A 14,291-nucleotide genomic window follows, 5' to 3' on the forward strand; every position below is an offset into this window, starting at 1 on the left:
TTAGTTCACGGTTTCAGGCTGGCACGGAAACTGCAAAACAAGAACCATACAGCCCTGCTGTATCCATTTCTTTAACCAAGGAGCTTTATATGAAGCGTGCAATGCAAAAGGGTTTCACCCTGATCGAACTGATGATCGTGGTCGCGATCATCGGTATTCTGGCCGCCGTCGCCCTGCCGGCTTATCAGGACTACACCATCCGTGCCAAAGTTTCGGAAGTTGTTCTGGCTGCGTCGCAGTGCCGTACCAGCGTGACCGAGGTCTATCAATCGAATTCCGCAGCCTCGCTGCCGACCGGTGGTAACTGGGGCTGTGAATTCGCGGCGGGTGCCAGCACCGGCCCGACCAAGTATGTGGGCGCAGTGCAAACCAATGCCCGCGGCGACATCCGTGTGACCGTGATCGGCCTGGCGCCGTCCATCCCCGCTACCGGCTCTTACGTTGTGCTGTCTCCGACGCTGAATGCTTCGGCGCAAGTGAGCGCTTGGGAGTGCGGTCCTAACGGCACCATGCCGGCCAAGTATCTGCCCGGCTCCTGCCGCTCGACGGCCATCACCACGACGGGCACGTTCCTACCTTGAACTGCTTAAGGTGACGGTATGAATCAAAGGGCTCTTCGGAGCCCTTTTTAGTTTTGGAGACATCTGAGCATGCCCGTGTTGATATTCGCCTCGCTTTTATGCTTGGGGTGGCTGGTTCCCGATCACTTTCCGCCGTGGCAGGCGTTTCATAACGAAGCTCCGGTCTTTTTGGGACTGATACTGGCTGCACTGATCATGGTGTGGCGCCGCAAACTGCAGCGGTGGCAGGTGCCGGCAGGTCTCTTTCCCAGCCTCGCACTGATGGGGATAGCATTGGCACAGTATGTCTTTGGCCAACTGGTATTCGCCGGTGACCTATGGCTGGTGTGGCTCTATGTCGGCGGTTTCGGACTCGCCTGGCTGCTCGGCCATGTCTGGGCGGAAGGAGGCGAGAAAACCCATTTCACGGCCTTCGACACCCTGGTCCTGGCATTCGCAACGGGTGCGACGGTTTCCGCTTTGATGTGCTTCGTCCAGTGGTTCGAGTTGGAGGGAGACTGGGCGCCCTGGGTGATGTCGGCAGCACACAGCACGCGCGCCATTGCCAATCTGGCGCAGCCCAATCAGCTCTCTACGCTGCTGCTCACTGGGGTGATTGCAACCGCGGTACTCTATGAAAGACGTCGTGTCAGTGGTGAACTGGCCCTTCTGTTGATCGGGCTGCAAAGTCTGGCCGCCGTTCTGACGCAGTCTCGCACCGGCTTATTGGTGGTCGTCATGCTGGTGATCACGGCTTGGTGGGGAGCCAAGGCTTGGAGACAGGTTTCTTTCCGGCAGGTGTTCATGTGGGGTTTGGCATTTGTGTTTCTCAGCCTGCTGTTTCAATGGGGTGCGCAAGGCACAGCCAAAGCAGCAATCGGTGGGCAGGCTCTGCAGGTTGGAACGCGGCCACTGCTTTGGCAGCAGTTTGCGGCAGCCTTGAGTGAATCTCCATGGCTGGGCTATGGCTGGCTACAGACGGTACGTGCACAGGAGGTCGGGGCGTTAACAGTCCCAGGCCAGGAGCAGGCTACCTATACACACAACCACTTGCTCGATCTGGCCATCTGGTTAGGGTTGCCGCTGACATTGCTCTTGATCGCTTGGATCTCGTTGATCGTCTGGCAACGCCGCAAAGGACTCCACGAGCCGAAAGTGGTCATGGCGCTATTTTGCTTATTGCCCATCGGATGCCATGCCTTGTTGGAATTCCCGTTGGCCTATGCCTATTTCTTGTTTCCAGCAGGGGTTCTCCTGGGCATGATGGACCGCTGGACGGAAGGGGCAAAGGTGGGTCGAGTTTTCATACCGGCGGTTGTGACAGGTGCATTCGTGGCGTCGTATGCCCTGCTGGCCTCAGGAGTGGTCCTGGACTACGTTGCAGCCGAAGAAGATTTCAGGGTGGCACGATTTGAAAATCGCAAGCTTGGTGAAACACCGGCAGATTACAAAGTACCAGAGTTGAAATTATTAGATCAGCTTCGCACGATGTTGAGAGCGCTGCGGCTGAAGGCCACGCCAAACATGGCTGAGGCCGAGATAGAGCTGCTGGCAAAGGCATCCAACAGATATTTCTGGACAGCTCTTCACTTTAAATATGCGTTGGCCCTGGGATTGAATGGCCGACCAGAGCAGGCAACCAGAGAGCTGGAGTTGATCAGAGGATTATTCGGGGAAAAAATCTACGCTGCGGTCCGGGAAGACTTTCTGCGTCTGCAGCGAGAGGTGCACCCCCAGCTCGAGCGCGTGATGATTCCATGACATGGAGAACAAACTGCGTTTGCGCGAACGGCGGAACTCCTTATTCACCGCGTTGCTGATCGCCACTCCCTGGCTGATAGAGCCAGCAGGAGGACCCACCCCATGGGTATGGCCTTGGCTAGTGAGCATGGTATGTACGGCTTTGCTACTCTTGGCGGCGCCCATGGCTCCTGGGCAAGGCCGGTTGGCAATAGCAGTCTTTCTGGTTCCGCTCGGGCTTCAGTTGTGGGTTTCGCATACTCAGCTGCTCAGTGCATCAATCTCAGTGACGATCATCCTACTCGCGGTCGTTTTTGCAGGCAATTGGATTCAGTCCCACGGAGGTGCGGGGGCGCTGGCGGCTGGCTGGCTGGCTGCAGGACTGTTAAGTAGCCTGATCGCAATCTGCCAGTACTTCGAGGTGGAGCAATTATTCGCTTACATGAGTGTTGCGGGGCCAGGGGAGGTCTATGCAAACCTCAGGCAACGCAACCAGTTTGCCAGTCTGACCAATATTGGGCTTGCGAGTGTCCTCTTCTGGATTGCCGATGGTGCAGAAAAAGGCAAACCGCGAGAGATTCGATGGGCGGTGTTGCTTGCGGTTGTGTTGTTGGTGATGGGCAATGCGCTATCCGGATCAAGAACGGGTCTTTTACAGTTGATCATTCTTGGATGCCTCGCTGTTTTCTGGGGGGGGTGGCAAAAGGCGTCAGTTCGAAAACTGCTGCTTACAGCGCTCATTGTCTATGTCAGTACGTCACTCTTTTTGAATGAAATGGGCGACACGTTACCCGGCGCTATCGGGATTGTCAGCAGACTGCAGAATGAGGTGCCCGAATGTGCAAGCCGGCTGACTTTATGGGCAAATATGCTTTACCTGATCAGTTCAAGACCGTGGACGGGCTGGGGCTGGGGTGAACTGGACTATGCACATTTTCTAACGACATATCCAATGTTGAGACATTGTGAGTTGCTCGATAATGCACACAATCTTCCATTGCATCTGGCCGTAGAGTCCGGGGCCCTGCTGATGGTACTGGGGATCGGGATTTTTGCATTCGGCCTGATAAAGAGTCGTCCATGGCAAGAATCCTCGCCAGTTCGACGACTAGGGTGGGCAGTGACGTTGTTGGTACTGACGCACAGCATGCTGGAGTACCCACTCTGGTTTGGGCCTTTCCAGATGGCTCTAGGTCTTGGCTTGGGTTTGGCATCTGCTAGCAACAGAAACACGCAGTCACCTCCCCCGACGGGACAGAGGGTAAAACATGACATCATCAAACTAGTCGTGGTGTCGAGCCTCTTGCTGTCAGCGAGTTATGCGGCTTGGGACTATCACCGCGTTAGCCAGATTTTCCTGCCCGCAGGACTAAGGGTACTATCCTATCGAGAGAACACGCTTGAGAAAATCCGTGGCTCATGGCTGTTTCAGGATCAGGTTCGCTTTGCCGAGTACACCATCACCCCGCTGACGCAGAACAATGCGGAGCAGCTCCATGCCATGGGCTTGTTGCTCTTGCATTACTCACCTGAGGCCCGGGTGGTTGAGAAGCTGATTGAAAGCGCAGTCCTGCTGGGACGAGACGAGGAAGCACGTTTTTATCTGGCGCGTTACAAGGCAGCCTACCCGCAGGAACATGCGCGCTGGGCGGCAAGGCAACGTGAGTCAGGCGTGGCGCAATGACGAAGTCTCAGGGCGCCAGGTAGCTGCCCGATTTCCCGCCATGCTTTTCCAGCAGGTGGACGCTGTTGATGGTCATGCCGCGATCGACCGCCTTGCACATGTCGTAGATGGTCAGCAGGGCCACCTGGACGGCAGTCAGGGCTTCCATTTCGACACCTGTCGGCCCGACGGTCTCCACCGTGGCGGTGCAGATGATATGGGCCGGCGTCGTGCTTGCTGCGGAGTGCAGCGAAAAATCAAGGGCAACACGCGTCAGTGCCAAGGGGTGGCACAGGGGGATCAGGTCGCTGGTTTTTTTGGCCGCCTGGATGCCCGCGATCCTGGCAATGCCCAGCACGTCACCCTTTTTGGCCGTGCCGGATTCGATGATCGCCAGTGTGGCTGGCAGCATCTCGATGCGGCCGGTAGCGATGGCGATGCGGTGGGTGCTGGCTTTGGCCGCCACGTCCACCATATGGGCCTGGCCCTGGGCGTCAAAGTGGGTCAGAGAACTCATGGAAAATCCCGGGTTTACGAAACCTCTACACAACTCAAGCATCATACGACCATGACACAGTCCCGAGCATTTCACTGGCAGGACCGATTCAAGGCCAGCGCTATCCATCTGGGCCTCAGCCTGATCGTCGCCAGCCTGGCGGCACTGCTGGTGTTCGGACTCTGGTACCCCTATCCTTACCGCGACACCTCGGGGGGGCGCGAACTGTTCTTGATCGTCATCATGGTCGATGTCATCCTGGGCCCGCTGATCACCCTGGCCGTTTTCAACCGGAACAAGCCGCGCAGTGAATTGGTGCGGGATCTGACCGTGGTGGGCCTGATTCAGCTGGCTGCCCTGGGCTATGGGCTGTGGACGGTTTTTGTGGCCCGGCCCGTCCATCTGGTTTTTGAATACGACCGTTTCCGCGTGGTGCATGCCATTGAGGTGCCGGAAGAACTGCTGGCCCAGGCACTCGACGATGTGCGGAAAATGCCGCTCACCGGTCCCACCGTGCTGGCCCTGCGGCCCTTCCGGGATGTCAACGAGGAGGGCACGGCCACGCTGATGGCGCTGCAGGGCCTGCCCCTGAGTGCCCGCCCCGATCTCTGGCAGGCCTATCCGCAGGCGCGGCAGCGTGTGCTGGCGGCAGCCAAGCCCCTGGGCGAACTGAGAAAACGCTTTCCGCAACAGGCCACGCTGATCGATGCCAGCGTGGTCCAAAGCGGCAGGAGTGCCGAGGAACTGGTGTACCTGCCGATGGTGGCGCGCAAGTCCTTCTGGACAGTCCTTCTCGATGCACGGAGCGCCGAGTTGCGTGGTTTTGTGGCACTGGATTCGTTTTGAAAAGACCGCCGATCAATCGAGGCAGGACCCTGCGGCGGTGGCTGGCCGGGCTGTTGGCCTTGGCGCAGCTTCTGACGCCGGTTGCTGCGCAGTCTTCCTTGCCGGCCCTGGGCGACGGCGCGGAGATGAGCAGCAGTGCCGAACGCCAGCTGGGCGATCGCATCGCACGTGAGCTCTATCGTGATCCGGACTATCTCGACGATGCCATCCTGGGCGAGTACGTCCAGGACATCTGGTTACGGCTGATGGCGGCGGCCCGCCTGCGTGGCGAGCTGTCACCCGAGCTGGAGGAGCGTTTCGCCTGGACCGTGGTGCTGGGACGGGACCGCAGCGTCAATGCCTTTGCCCTGCCCGGTGGTTATCTGGGGGTGCATCTGGGCCTGATCGCCGTGGTGAGCAGTGAGGACGAACTGGCTTCGGTGCTGGCCCACGAACTCAGCCATGTGACGCAGCGCCACATCGCGCGCATCATCAGCCGGCAGAGCGAGCAGGCGCCCTGGTTGATCGGCGCCATGATCCTGGGGGCGCTGGCGGCGGCCAGCAACCCGGGGGCGGCCGGTGCGATGGTCGTGGGCGGCCAGGCCGTGGCCGTCCAGGGGCAGCTCAATTTCTCGCGTGACATGGAGCGCGAAGCCGATCGCGTGGGTTATGGCGTCATGACGCAGGCCGGGTTTGATGCCCGCGGTTTCGTGGGCATGTTCGAAAAGCTGCAGCAGGCCAATCGCTTCAACGACACCGGCGCTTTCCCCTACCTGCGCAGCCATCCGCTGACCACCGAGCGCATTGCGGACATGCAGTCGCGCCAGCAATTGCTGGCGCGTGCAGCGGCAGCGCAGCTCTCCATGACGCATGCCATGCTGGCGGCGCGCGCGCGCATGCTGGCCAATCCGGAAGTCGACAGCCTGCGGGCCGCCCTGTTGCAAGTCCAGGGCGAACCGGCGACGGTCATGTCAGCCGCCCAGCAGGCCGGTGCGCTTTATGCCGCGGTGCTGGCCGCAGTGGGCTTGCGCGAGTTCGGGCAGGCGCAACGCTGGCACGAACGCTTGCAGACCGTGGTGCGCGGTGATCAGCGGGCGAGTTACCAGGCGCGCCTGCTGGGCGCCGAGCTGGCCCTGGCGGCCGGTGATCCCCGCTCAGCCAGCAAGCTCCTGGAGAAAGCCAGCCTGGATGCAGGCAGTACAGTGACCCGACCCTTGCTGTTTCTGCGAGCGCGGGCCTGGACACAAAGTGGGCAGGCGCGGGAGGCCGCCGAGCCCTTGCAGGTCTGGCTGGCCAGCCACCCCCGGGATGCCCAGGCCTGGCAACTGCTCTCAAGCGCCTATGCCGCCCAGGGCCAGACCCTGCGGGCCGTGCGGGCCGAGGCCGAGGTGCATGCGGCCCGCCTGGACTACGCGGCAGCACGTGATCGTTTGCGTGCTGCACAGGAACTGGCCCGGCAGGGCTCGACCACCGATCACATCGAGGCCTCGATCATCGACACGCGCAGCCGGCAACTCGACCTATTGCTGCGGGAACAGGCGCTCGAGCGCTGAGTCGATCACCAGACTGAAGACGGAGTAGATAAGCGAGCCCAGCAGGGCGGCGGCAAAACCGCGTACCTGGAAGCCGTCCAGCAGGCTGGCAGCGGCCCAGAAGAGCAGGGCATTGATGACAAAGAGGAACAGTCCCAGGGTCAGCAAGGTGACCGGCAACGTCAGCAGGATCAGCAGGGGTCGCAGGAAGATGTTGAACAGGCCGATGAGCAGGGCCGCGATCAGGGCCGCTGCAAAACCCTGTAGTTCAACGCCGGGATAAAGATGCGTGACCGCCAGCAGGGCGGTCGCGCTGAGCAGCCATTTCGCCAGAAGCTTCATGGCGGACAAGCATAGCACCCGGGGCGTCGGAAATGTGCCCCGGGTCCGTGGCACCTATAAACGTCAGGCAGCTTGGCCGGCAGGACGGCGCGAACTCCACCAGCCGGCAGCCAGCACACCACCGACCACCACCGCATACAGGATCCAGCGCACGGCGGCATGCGGGTCGAACACCGGATCGAGCCAGGGTTCGTTGACGATCATCTTGGCCGCGGTAAAGGCCAGCACGGCGGCGCCGAGCTGGATGATGATGGGGAAACGCTCGACCAGCTTGAGCACCACCGAGCTGCCGAAGACCACGATGGGCACGCTGATCAGCAGGCCGATCACCACCAGGTCCATGGCGCCATGGGCGGCACCGGCCACGCCCAGCACATTGTCCACGCCCATCAGCGCGTCGGCCACCATGATGGTCTTCATGGCACCCCAGAAGGTGGTCACCACCGGGCCGTCGTGGCCTTCACTGTCCTGGTCGGCCAGTAGCTTGTAGGCGATCCAGACCAGGCCCAGGCCACCGACCAGCATCAGGCCCGGGATCTTGAGCAGCCACACCACGCCCAATGTCATCACCGAGCGCACGGCGATGGCGCCGACCGTCCCCCAGAGGATGGCTTTTTTCTGCAGCTGAGGGGGCAGGTTGCGCGCAGCCAGGGCAATCACGATGGCGTTGTCGCCGGCGAGCACCAGGTCGATGAGGATGATGGCCAGCAGGGCTGACCACCAGGGGGTGGAAAACAGTTCCATGAATACTCCGGGTAAACGTCGATACAAGCTGGGACAAGATCCGTCGTGTGTATCGGGCAGTGGGGCTGCAGGACATGCTTCGACGGAACCCGGCTCAGGTTCTGGTCGAAGGTCTTGCCCGGCATGACGTGATACGTCGCTGCCCAGCAAGCCGGAAGCCGCGCGGACTCCGTATTGACGACTTGCTGATGGATGCGGTGGCAGGATGGCCACTGCGGTCGGGAGCTACTCCCCTTCGGAAGTCCGATTGGAGCATGACGAGCAAAAGCCCATGATCTGGTAGGGGTTTGGGGGCGCTGTCGGGCCCGGAGCGCGCCAGGCCAGGCGCTATGATCCGGCACCTCAGCGCATCCACCATGGCAGGCATCCACATCACCGATATCGAAGCGGCCATCAACTACTGGCGCGACCGTGAGCCCTCACCCGACGGCATCACCCTGGCCAGGCCGGTGCGGGCGCTGGCCGAGGTCTATGCCCTGATGGTCTATTTCCGCGAGCAGGAAGTCGACGAGTTCAGCATGCCGGAGCCGGCCATGCGGGCCTGGCTGGCCTGGTACGAGAGCACCCCCGACACACCCTGCATCGCGATCTGTTCGACCAGCCAGGGGGACCCCGAATGCAAGGGCTGCGGTCGGTCCTTTGACGAGGTGCAGTTGTGGACCGAAATGCGGCCGGCGCAAAAGCGGCAGACCTGGCGCCGCATCACCTTGCACGGGGGGGCCTGGCGTTTCAACCGCTATGCCGAACGGGCGGCCGAGGGCCAGGGGATGAGCTCGGTGGAAGCCTAGGCCCTACTCACAGGCTCACTTCCAGCGCTGCGCCTCGATGGTCACCTGATGCCGGCTGTTGCCCAGCATCAGCGCGCCTTCCTGGATCGTGGCCTGCAGTTGCATGCTGCGCTCGGCCATCGCGGCCAGGGCCTGGGAGGCTTCGGTCGGCACGCGCCAGACCTGCAGCTTGTCCAGCCGCGTGAGCTTGTTCTCGATGCCGCGCCACCAGACCTCGGCGGCGTGCGCAAAACAATAGACCACCACGGCATCCGACTTGCTGCAGGCCTTGGCCAGCGGTTTGTCTTCGGGCTGGCCGACCTCGATCCACAGGCGCGTCTGGCCGGTGTAGTCACGCAGCCAGACATCGGGTTCGTCGGGGTCGGACAGGCCGGCGCCAAAGGCCAGCGTGCCGTCGCCGTTGCACACGGTCTGCAACTGGTGAGCCTGCAGGGCCAGCGCGACCAGCCGGACCATCATGCGTTCATCGGTTTCGCTCGGGTGCCGCGCCAGCGTCAGCGCATGGTCGGCGTAATAACCGTGATCGATGTCGGCGATCTGCAGATTGGCCTTGAAGATGGTGGATTTGATGGCCATAGGTGCAGGAGATGAGGGGGAGTTTGCGGGAAACGCCGTGGAACCGGCTCTGCCGGGCCACTGGCGTTGTCCCCCTTTTAGGGGGAAGCGGCGTCAGCCGCTCAGGGGGTCACACCCTCTTTGCCAATTCAGCCGCCTTGCCCGTGTAGCTGCCCGGGGTCATGGCCAGCAGGCGCTGCTTGTCGGCATCGGGAATGTCCAGGCTGCGAATCAGCTGGTGCAGGTCTGCGGCGGTGACGGTCTGGCCGCGCGTGACTTCCTTGAGCTTCTCGTAGGCGCCTTGCACGCCGTAACGACGCATGACGGTCTGGATCGGCTCGGCCAGCACTTCCCAGGAAGCGTCCAGGTCGGCGGCCAGCGCCTCGCTGTTGAGTTCCAGCTTGCCCAGGCCGGTGCCCAGCGACTGGTAGGCCAGCACGGCGTAACCCGCGGCCACGCCCATGTTGCGCAGCACCGTGGAGTCGGTCAGGTCCCGCTGCCAGCGGGAAACCGGCAGCTTCTCGCTCAGGTGGCGCAGCAGCGCATTGGCCAGGCCCAGATTGCCTTCGGCATTCTCGAAGTCGATCGGGTTGACCTTGTGCGGCATGGTCGAGGAACCGATCTCGCCGGCCTTGAGCCTTTGCTTGAAGTAACCGAGCGAGACATAACCCCAGATGTCGCGCGAGAAGTCGATCAGGATGGTGTTGGCCCGGGCGATCGCGTCGAACAGCTCGGCCATGTAGTCGTGCGGCTCGATCTGGATGCTGTAGGGCTGGAAGTTCAGGCCCAGGCCCAGAGGCTCGGGTGTTTCCACTACGCGGCGCGCGAAGGCTTCCCAGTCGAAATCGGGCCAGGCGGCCAGGTGGGCGTTGTAGTTGCCCACGGCGCCATTCATCTTGCCCAGGATCCTGACCGCGGCGATGCGGTCGCAGGCCGTCTGCAGGCGCACCACCACATTGGCGATCTCCTTGCCCACGGTGGTGGGGCTGGCGGTCTGGCCGTGGGTGCGGCTGAGCATGGGCACCTCGGCGTAAGCCTGGGCCATGTCGCGCAGCTTGAGCAGCAGCTTGTCCAGCGCTGGCAGCACCACCGTGTCGCGTGCGCTGCGCAACTGCAGGGCATGGCTGGTGTTGTTGATGTCTTCGCTGGTGCAGGCAAAGTGCACGAATTCGCTGGCTTTTTCCAGTTCCGGCCGGGCCTCGAACTTGGACTTGATCCAGTACTCGACCGCCTTGACGTCGTGGTTGGTGGTTTTCTCGATTTCCTTGATGGCATGGCCATCAGCTTCCGAGAAGTTCTTGACCAGGTTGAGCAGGTAGGTCCGCGCGCCGGGCGACAGCGGCTGGAACTCCTGGAAGCCGGCGTCGCTCAGGGCGATGAACCAGGCCACTTCGACCTGGACGCGCCGGTGCATGTAACCCTGCTCGCTCATGAGCGGGCGCAAGGCGGCGAGTTTGGCGGCATAACGACCGTCCAGCGGGGACAGCGCCGAAATGGAGGAGAAAGTCATGCCCGGATTGTAGTTTGACGGCCCCCGGGACGCCGGGAAAACGCCAGCCCTGACCAAATCGCTAGAATCCGCCCCCTGGACTACGAAAAGACCCATGAAACTGATCGGCTCCCATACCAGCCCCTACGTGCGCAAGGTGCGCATCGTGATGGCCGAGAAAAAACTGGAATACGCCTTCGTGCTGGAAGATGTGTGGTCGGAGCAGACCCGCATCGTGGATGCCAACCCGCTGGGCAAGATCCCCTGCCTGATCATGGAAGGCGGCGAAGCCCTGTTCGATTCGCGCGTGATCGTCGAATACCTGGACACCCTGTCGCCGGTCGGCAAGCTGATCCCGCCGGTGGGCCGTGAACGTGCCGAAGTCAAGACCTGGGAAGCCCTGGCCGATGGTGTCATGGACGCCGCCCTGCTGGCCCGCATGGAGGCCGTCTGGCCCCAGCGTACCGAAGCCCAGCGCAGCCAGGCCTGGATCGACCGCCAGTTCGGAAAAATCAATGCCAGCCTGGAGGCCATGAGCCGTGGCCTGGGCGAGAAGCCCTACTGCGCCGGCAACCATCTCAGCCTGGCCGATATCGCGGTGGGCTGTGCCCTGGGTTACCTGGACTTCCGTTTCCCCCAGATCCCCTGGCGTGACGCGCACCCCAACCTGGTGCGCCTGCAGGACAAGCTCATGCAGCGGTCCTGTTTTGTCGACACCGTGCCGACCTGAGGCGCCCTCGCTTCCAATGCCCCGGCCCGGCGTGCGGAAACGCCGGCCTGTCAGGCATATGTCATCGTGCCGGCCTAGAATCCCCGCACCGTGAAGGAACGCCATGCTTTACCCTGAACTGTTCAAACAGCTTGAAGCCGTGCGCTGGGACATGGAGAAGGACATTCCCTGGAGCAAGTTCGATGCTTCCCTGCTCAGCGATGAGCAGGCCCAGACCATCAAGATGAACGCCATCACCGAGTGGGCGGCCTTGCCGGCCACCGAGATGTTCCTGCGTGACAACCGTGACGACAGCGATTTCTCGGCCTTCATGTCGATCTGGTTCTTCGAGGAGCAGAAGCACTCGCTGGTGCTGATGGAATACCTGCGCCGTTTCCGGCCCGAGCTCGTGCCGACCGAGCAGGAACTGCACGACATCCGCTTCGAGTTCGATCCGGCCCCGGCGCTGGAGACGCTGATGCTGCACTTCTGCGGCGAAATCCGTCTCAACCACTGGTACCGCCGCGCCTCCGAGTGGCACACCGAGCCGGTGATCAAGCAGATCTATACCACCCTGAGCCAGGACGAGGCGCGCCACGGGGGCGCCTACCTGCGCTACATGAAACGCGCCATCGGGCGCTTTGGCGCCGAGGCCAGGACCGCTTTTGCCAAGGTCGGTGTGCTCATGGCCAGCGCACGGCGTACCGCGCAAGCCCTGCACCCGACCAATCTGCACGTGAGCAAGGCCCTGTTCCCGAACGACACCATCCAGAGCCGCCTGCCCGATCCCGAATGGCTGGAGCACTGGCTGGACAAGCAGATCAATTTCGACGCGAGCTGGGAGAACAAGGTGGTTGAACGCATCCTGCACAACCTCAGCCTGCTGTTCGGGCGCAGCTTCCAGTCGGTGCAGGAACTCAACCGCTTCCGCAAGGAGCAGATGGCGTCGCTGGCACCTTTGCCGGTTTCAGGCGCGGTCTGAACCGCTCGCGGTGGTCAGGGCCAGCATGCGCTGCAGGTTGAGCTGGACCTTGACCTCGCGGTGCGGCACGCTGGCCACGATGCGGTAGTCCCGCAGGGCCGTGTCGCGGATCACCGGCTCGGCCACCGGCATGCCTTCGCGGTTGATCAGCACTGCCACCCGGGGCGTGGTCGTGTTGGCGCCGCGCCGGATCACGGCCGCCACTTCATCGGTATTGAGCCGCACAAAGGAGCCCGGTGAATAGATGCCGACCGCCTTGATCAGGGCTGCGCCGGCTTCGTCGACCTGCCGGTTCTCATCGAAGTAGCTGGCCTGCATGGCGGCGGCCGGCGAGGTGGGCGTGCGCGAGGCGCGTGGCGCCAGCCGGGCGCCGAACATGTCGGCACGCTGGATCAGCCGGGCCATGCGCTGGCCTTCGGTCTTGTCTGCCAGCGGCCCGGGCGGCACGCTGTGGTGATGGCGCACGGCTTCCAGCCAGACTGCATCGTTGACACCGATCTTCTGCAGCAGCGCCACCGAGCGCAGGGCGTGCTGGTCGATCTGCTGGCGCTGCTCCGGCGAGAGCGGGGTCAGTTGCTGGGCCAGCTTGTCCTGCAGGTCGGTCATGCCCAGGTTCATGGTCAGGGCCGCCAGGCACATGGCCTGCTCTTTCTCCGGCGGCCAGTTGAGCACTTCGCGCGCGGCCAGGCCGCACATCACGCTGACCAGCATGGCATGCGTGGCGCTGTACATCCGGATTTCGCTGGCAGAGAGATGGAACAGCGCAAACAGCGCGCCGTCGGCGTTGCCGATCGAGTGCTGGCGCAACTGCTTTTGCAAGCGCACCAGACGCTGCAGGAACTGGGGGGCAGCGCTGTCACGCAGGATGCTGTTGGCCTGTACCTGGTAGTCGAGCCAGTCGGGCGGGCCGTCGGCCAGGTCAGGGTCATTGCGGCTGGCATCCACATCGGAGCGCGAGACCTGGACGCCGGCAATCTGCCCCAGGGTCTTTTCCTTGCGCACGAGGTCGTGCAGCATGCCGACATAGGCGCGGTGGTGCGCCTCGGAGTCGGCCACATCGATGTAGAGCGAAACACCGCGCCCGAGCAGGGCCTGCAACTCGCTGCGCGAGGCGATCACGTAGCCCTTGCCGGCCAGCAGCGTGCCATCGGCGTCCATCAGCGGAAAAGGCAGGGGCTCGCCGATCCGCAAGGAATCCAGGCTGACGGAGACGAGTTTGGTCGACATGGGCTGGCAATTATGCCTTTGCAGGCCTGGCGGCGGTGGAGGGATTGAGGGGTAAAGCGCGGCTGTTTTCACGGTTTGCCCGCTGGCGCAGGCCGCGCTGCTAGGATGCGTGTCATGACGCAAGCTCCTGCCACGACCGCCCCGCCTGGCGCGCCGTTTCCGCTGCCCGCCTTCCTCGGCAAGCTCTGCCCGCGGGCCGAGCTCGGCGCCCGCCTGGCGGCCCTGCCCCGGCCGCTGGTTTTCACCAACGGTGTGTTCGACGTCATGCACCGGGGACACGCCATCTACCTGGCGCAGGCCCGTGCGCTGGGGGCCAGCCTGCTGGTGGCGCTGAACACCGACGCGTCGGCACGCCGCCTGGGCAAGGGGCCGGAGCGGCCCCTGAACAACGAACAGGACCGCGCCGCCATGATGGCCGCGCTGGGTGCCGTTGATCTGGTGACCTGGTTCGACGAGGACACGCCGCAGGCCTTGATCGCGGAGATCCGGCCGGACATCCTGGTCAAGGGCGGCGACTACGACATGGGCAAGCTGCCGGAAGCGGCCCTGGTCGCGTCCTGGGGCGGGCGCGCCCTGGCCCTGCCCTTTGTGGGGGGTTATTCCACCACCGCCCTGGTGCGCAAGATCCGCAGCACGTAG

15 protein-coding genes are annotated in these 14,291 nt (G+C 62.7%); 9 read left to right on the forward strand and 6 right to left on the reverse strand.

Annotated features, from left to right (window positions below; all coding sequences use genetic code 11):
- The first annotated feature begins 89 nt into the window (after positions 1 to 89).
- The 3 genes from HTY51_RS17000 (at position 90) to HTY51_RS17010 (ending at position 3,984) form a co-directional block, all read left to right on the forward strand.
- A complete protein-coding gene (locus HTY51_RS17000; protein ID WP_174253837.1) occupies positions 90 to 581 on the forward strand; it encodes a pilin in 492 nt (163 codons plus the stop codon).
- Positions 582 to 650: 69 nt separating this feature from the next.
- Positions 651 to 2,321 (forward strand): PglL family O-oligosaccharyltransferase, encoded by a 1,671-nt coding sequence (locus HTY51_RS17005; protein ID WP_174253838.1) that lies wholly within the window; start codon positions 651 to 653, stop codon positions 2,319 to 2,321.
- A gap of 1 nt (position 2,322) precedes the next feature.
- A complete protein-coding gene (locus tag HTY51_RS17010) occupies positions 2,323 to 3,984 on the forward strand; it encodes a Wzy polymerase domain-containing protein (protein WP_174253839.1) in 1,662 nt (553 codons plus the stop codon).
- A gap of 7 nt (positions 3,985 to 3,991) precedes the next feature.
- Here HTY51_RS17010 and moaC read toward each other — a convergent pair whose 3' ends face one another.
- Entirely contained in the window at positions 3,992 to 4,480 is a 489-nt protein-coding gene (gene moaC / locus HTY51_RS17015; protein ID WP_174253840.1) for a cyclic pyranopterin monophosphate synthase MoaC, read from the reverse strand.
- Positions 4,481 to 4,531: 51 nt separating this feature from the next.
- Here moaC and tfpZ point away from each other — a divergent pair, with 51 nt between their 5' ends.
- Both tfpZ and HTY51_RS17025 read left to right on the forward strand, forming a co-directional pair.
- Positions 4,532 to 5,305, forward strand: a complete 774-nt coding sequence (gene tfpZ, locus HTY51_RS17020) for a TfpX/TfpZ family type IV pilin accessory protein (protein WP_174253841.1) — start codon at positions 4,532 to 4,534, stop codon at positions 5,303 to 5,305.
- Positions 5,306 to 5,430: 125 nt separating this feature from the next.
- Positions 5,431 to 6,837, forward strand: a complete 1,407-nt coding sequence (locus HTY51_RS17025; RefSeq protein WP_174254326.1) for a M48 family metalloprotease — start codon at positions 5,431 to 5,433, stop codon at positions 6,835 to 6,837.
- Here the strand turns inward: HTY51_RS17025 and HTY51_RS17030 are convergent.
- Both HTY51_RS17030 and HTY51_RS17035 read right to left on the reverse strand, forming a co-directional pair.
- Complete coding sequence (locus HTY51_RS17030; RefSeq protein ID WP_174253842.1) at positions 6,805 to 7,158, reverse strand: phage holin family protein; 354 nt, start codon at positions 7,156 to 7,158, stop codon at positions 6,805 to 6,807. The genes HTY51_RS17025 and HTY51_RS17030 overlap by 33 nt on opposite strands.
- 63 nt (positions 7,159 to 7,221) lie before the next feature.
- Positions 7,222 to 7,902 (reverse strand): TerC family protein, encoded by a 681-nt coding sequence (locus HTY51_RS17035; RefSeq protein ID WP_174253843.1) that lies wholly within the window; start codon positions 7,900 to 7,902, stop codon positions 7,222 to 7,224.
- 356 nt (positions 7,903 to 8,258) lie between these two features.
- Here HTY51_RS17035 and HTY51_RS17040 point away from each other — a divergent pair, with 356 nt between their 5' ends.
- Positions 8,259 to 8,690 carry a DUF3717 domain-containing protein gene (locus HTY51_RS17040; RefSeq protein WP_174253844.1) on the forward strand — a complete coding sequence of 144 codons (432 nt, stop codon included), beginning with the start codon at positions 8,259 to 8,261 and terminating at the stop codon, positions 8,688 to 8,690.
- A 15-nt stretch (positions 8,691 to 8,705) separates the two neighbouring features.
- Here the strand turns inward: HTY51_RS17040 and HTY51_RS17045 are convergent, their stop codons facing one another.
- Both HTY51_RS17045 and purB read right to left on the reverse strand, forming a co-directional pair.
- Positions 8,706 to 9,266: a YaeQ family protein gene (locus HTY51_RS17045; protein ID WP_174253845.1), complete on the reverse strand. Its 561-nt coding sequence runs from the start codon at positions 9,264 to 9,266 to the stop codon at positions 8,706 to 8,708.
- A gap of 109 nt (positions 9,267 to 9,375) precedes the next feature.
- Positions 9,376 to 10,755, reverse strand: coding sequence for an adenylosuccinate lyase (gene purB / locus HTY51_RS17050; protein WP_174253846.1), 1,380 nt, complete (start codon positions 10,753 to 10,755; stop codon positions 9,376 to 9,378).
- A gap of 94 nt (positions 10,756 to 10,849) precedes the next feature.
- On the opposite strand from purB, the gene HTY51_RS17055 reads away from it, so the two are divergent.
- Together HTY51_RS17055 and HTY51_RS17060 are read left to right on the forward strand one after the other, a co-directional pair.
- Complete coding sequence (locus tag HTY51_RS17055; protein ID WP_174253847.1) at positions 10,850 to 11,464, forward strand: glutathione S-transferase C-terminal domain-containing protein; 615 nt, start codon at positions 10,850 to 10,852, stop codon at positions 11,462 to 11,464.
- Between the two features lie 103 nt (positions 11,465 to 11,567).
- The gene (locus HTY51_RS17060; protein ID WP_174253848.1) at positions 11,568 to 12,425 is read left to right on the forward strand and encodes a ferritin-like domain-containing protein; all 858 of its coding nucleotides are present in this window, start codon (positions 11,568 to 11,570) and stop codon (positions 12,423 to 12,425) included.
- Here the strand turns inward: HTY51_RS17060 and HTY51_RS17065 are convergent.
- Positions 12,411 to 13,652, reverse strand: a complete 1,242-nt coding sequence (locus HTY51_RS17065; RefSeq protein WP_174253849.1) for an HD-GYP domain-containing protein — start codon at positions 13,650 to 13,652, stop codon at positions 12,411 to 12,413. The two genes, HTY51_RS17060 and HTY51_RS17065, sit on opposite strands and share 15 nt — an antisense overlap.
- A 114-nt stretch (positions 13,653 to 13,766) precedes the next feature.
- On the opposite strand from HTY51_RS17065, the gene HTY51_RS17070 reads away from it, so the two are divergent.
- Positions 13,767 to 14,291, forward strand: a complete 525-nt coding sequence (locus HTY51_RS17070; protein ID WP_174253850.1) for an adenylyltransferase/cytidyltransferase family protein — start codon at positions 13,767 to 13,769, stop codon at positions 14,289 to 14,291.

The organism is Rhodoferax sp. BAB1 (genome assembly GCF_013334205.1).
GTDB lineage: Bacteria > Pseudomonadota > Gammaproteobacteria > Burkholderiales > Burkholderiaceae_C > Hylemonella.

Excerpts from the sequence above, each read along its gene's own strand:
- HTY51_RS17000 (WP_174253837.1), top strand. The coding sequence starts at position 90 with ATGAAGCGTGCAATGCAAAAGGGTTTCACCCTGATCGAACTGATGATC.
- HTY51_RS17005 (WP_174253838.1), top strand. The coding sequence starts at position 651 with ATGCCCGTGTTGATATTCGCCTCGCTTTTATGCTTGGGGTGGCTGGTT.
- HTY51_RS17010 (WP_174253839.1), top strand. The coding sequence starts at position 2,323 with ATGGAGAACAAACTGCGTTTGCGCGAACGGCGGAACTCCTTATTCACC.
- moaC (WP_174253840.1), bottom strand. The coding sequence starts at position 4,480 with ATGAGTTCTCTGACCCACTTTGACGCCCAGGGCCAGGCCCATATGGTG.
- tfpZ (WP_174253841.1), top strand. The coding sequence starts at position 4,532 with ATGACACAGTCCCGAGCATTTCACTGGCAGGACCGATTCAAGGCCAGC.
- HTY51_RS17025 (WP_174254326.1), top strand. The coding sequence starts at position 5,431 with ATGAGCAGCAGTGCCGAACGCCAGCTGGGCGATCGCATCGCACGTGAG.
- HTY51_RS17030 (WP_174253842.1), bottom strand. The coding sequence starts at position 7,158 with ATGAAGCTTCTGGCGAAATGGCTGCTCAGCGCGACCGCCCTGCTGGCG.
- HTY51_RS17035 (WP_174253843.1), bottom strand. The coding sequence starts at position 7,902 with ATGGAACTGTTTTCCACCCCCTGGTGGTCAGCCCTGCTGGCCATCATC.
- HTY51_RS17040 (WP_174253844.1), top strand. The coding sequence starts at position 8,259 with ATGGCAGGCATCCACATCACCGATATCGAAGCGGCCATCAACTACTGG.
- HTY51_RS17045 (WP_174253845.1), bottom strand. The coding sequence starts at position 9,266 with ATGGCCATCAAATCCACCATCTTCAAGGCCAATCTGCAGATCGCCGAC.
- purB (WP_174253846.1), bottom strand. The coding sequence starts at position 10,755 with ATGACTTTCTCCTCCATTTCGGCGCTGTCCCCGCTGGACGGTCGTTAT.
- HTY51_RS17055 (WP_174253847.1), top strand. The coding sequence starts at position 10,850 with ATGAAACTGATCGGCTCCCATACCAGCCCCTACGTGCGCAAGGTGCGC.
- HTY51_RS17060 (WP_174253848.1), top strand. The coding sequence starts at position 11,568 with ATGCTTTACCCTGAACTGTTCAAACAGCTTGAAGCCGTGCGCTGGGAC.
- HTY51_RS17065 (WP_174253849.1), bottom strand. The coding sequence starts at position 13,652 with ATGTCGACCAAACTCGTCTCCGTCAGCCTGGATTCCTTGCGGATCGGC.
- HTY51_RS17070 (WP_174253850.1), top strand. The coding sequence starts at position 13,767 with ATGACGCAAGCTCCTGCCACGACCGCCCCGCCTGGCGCGCCGTTTCCG.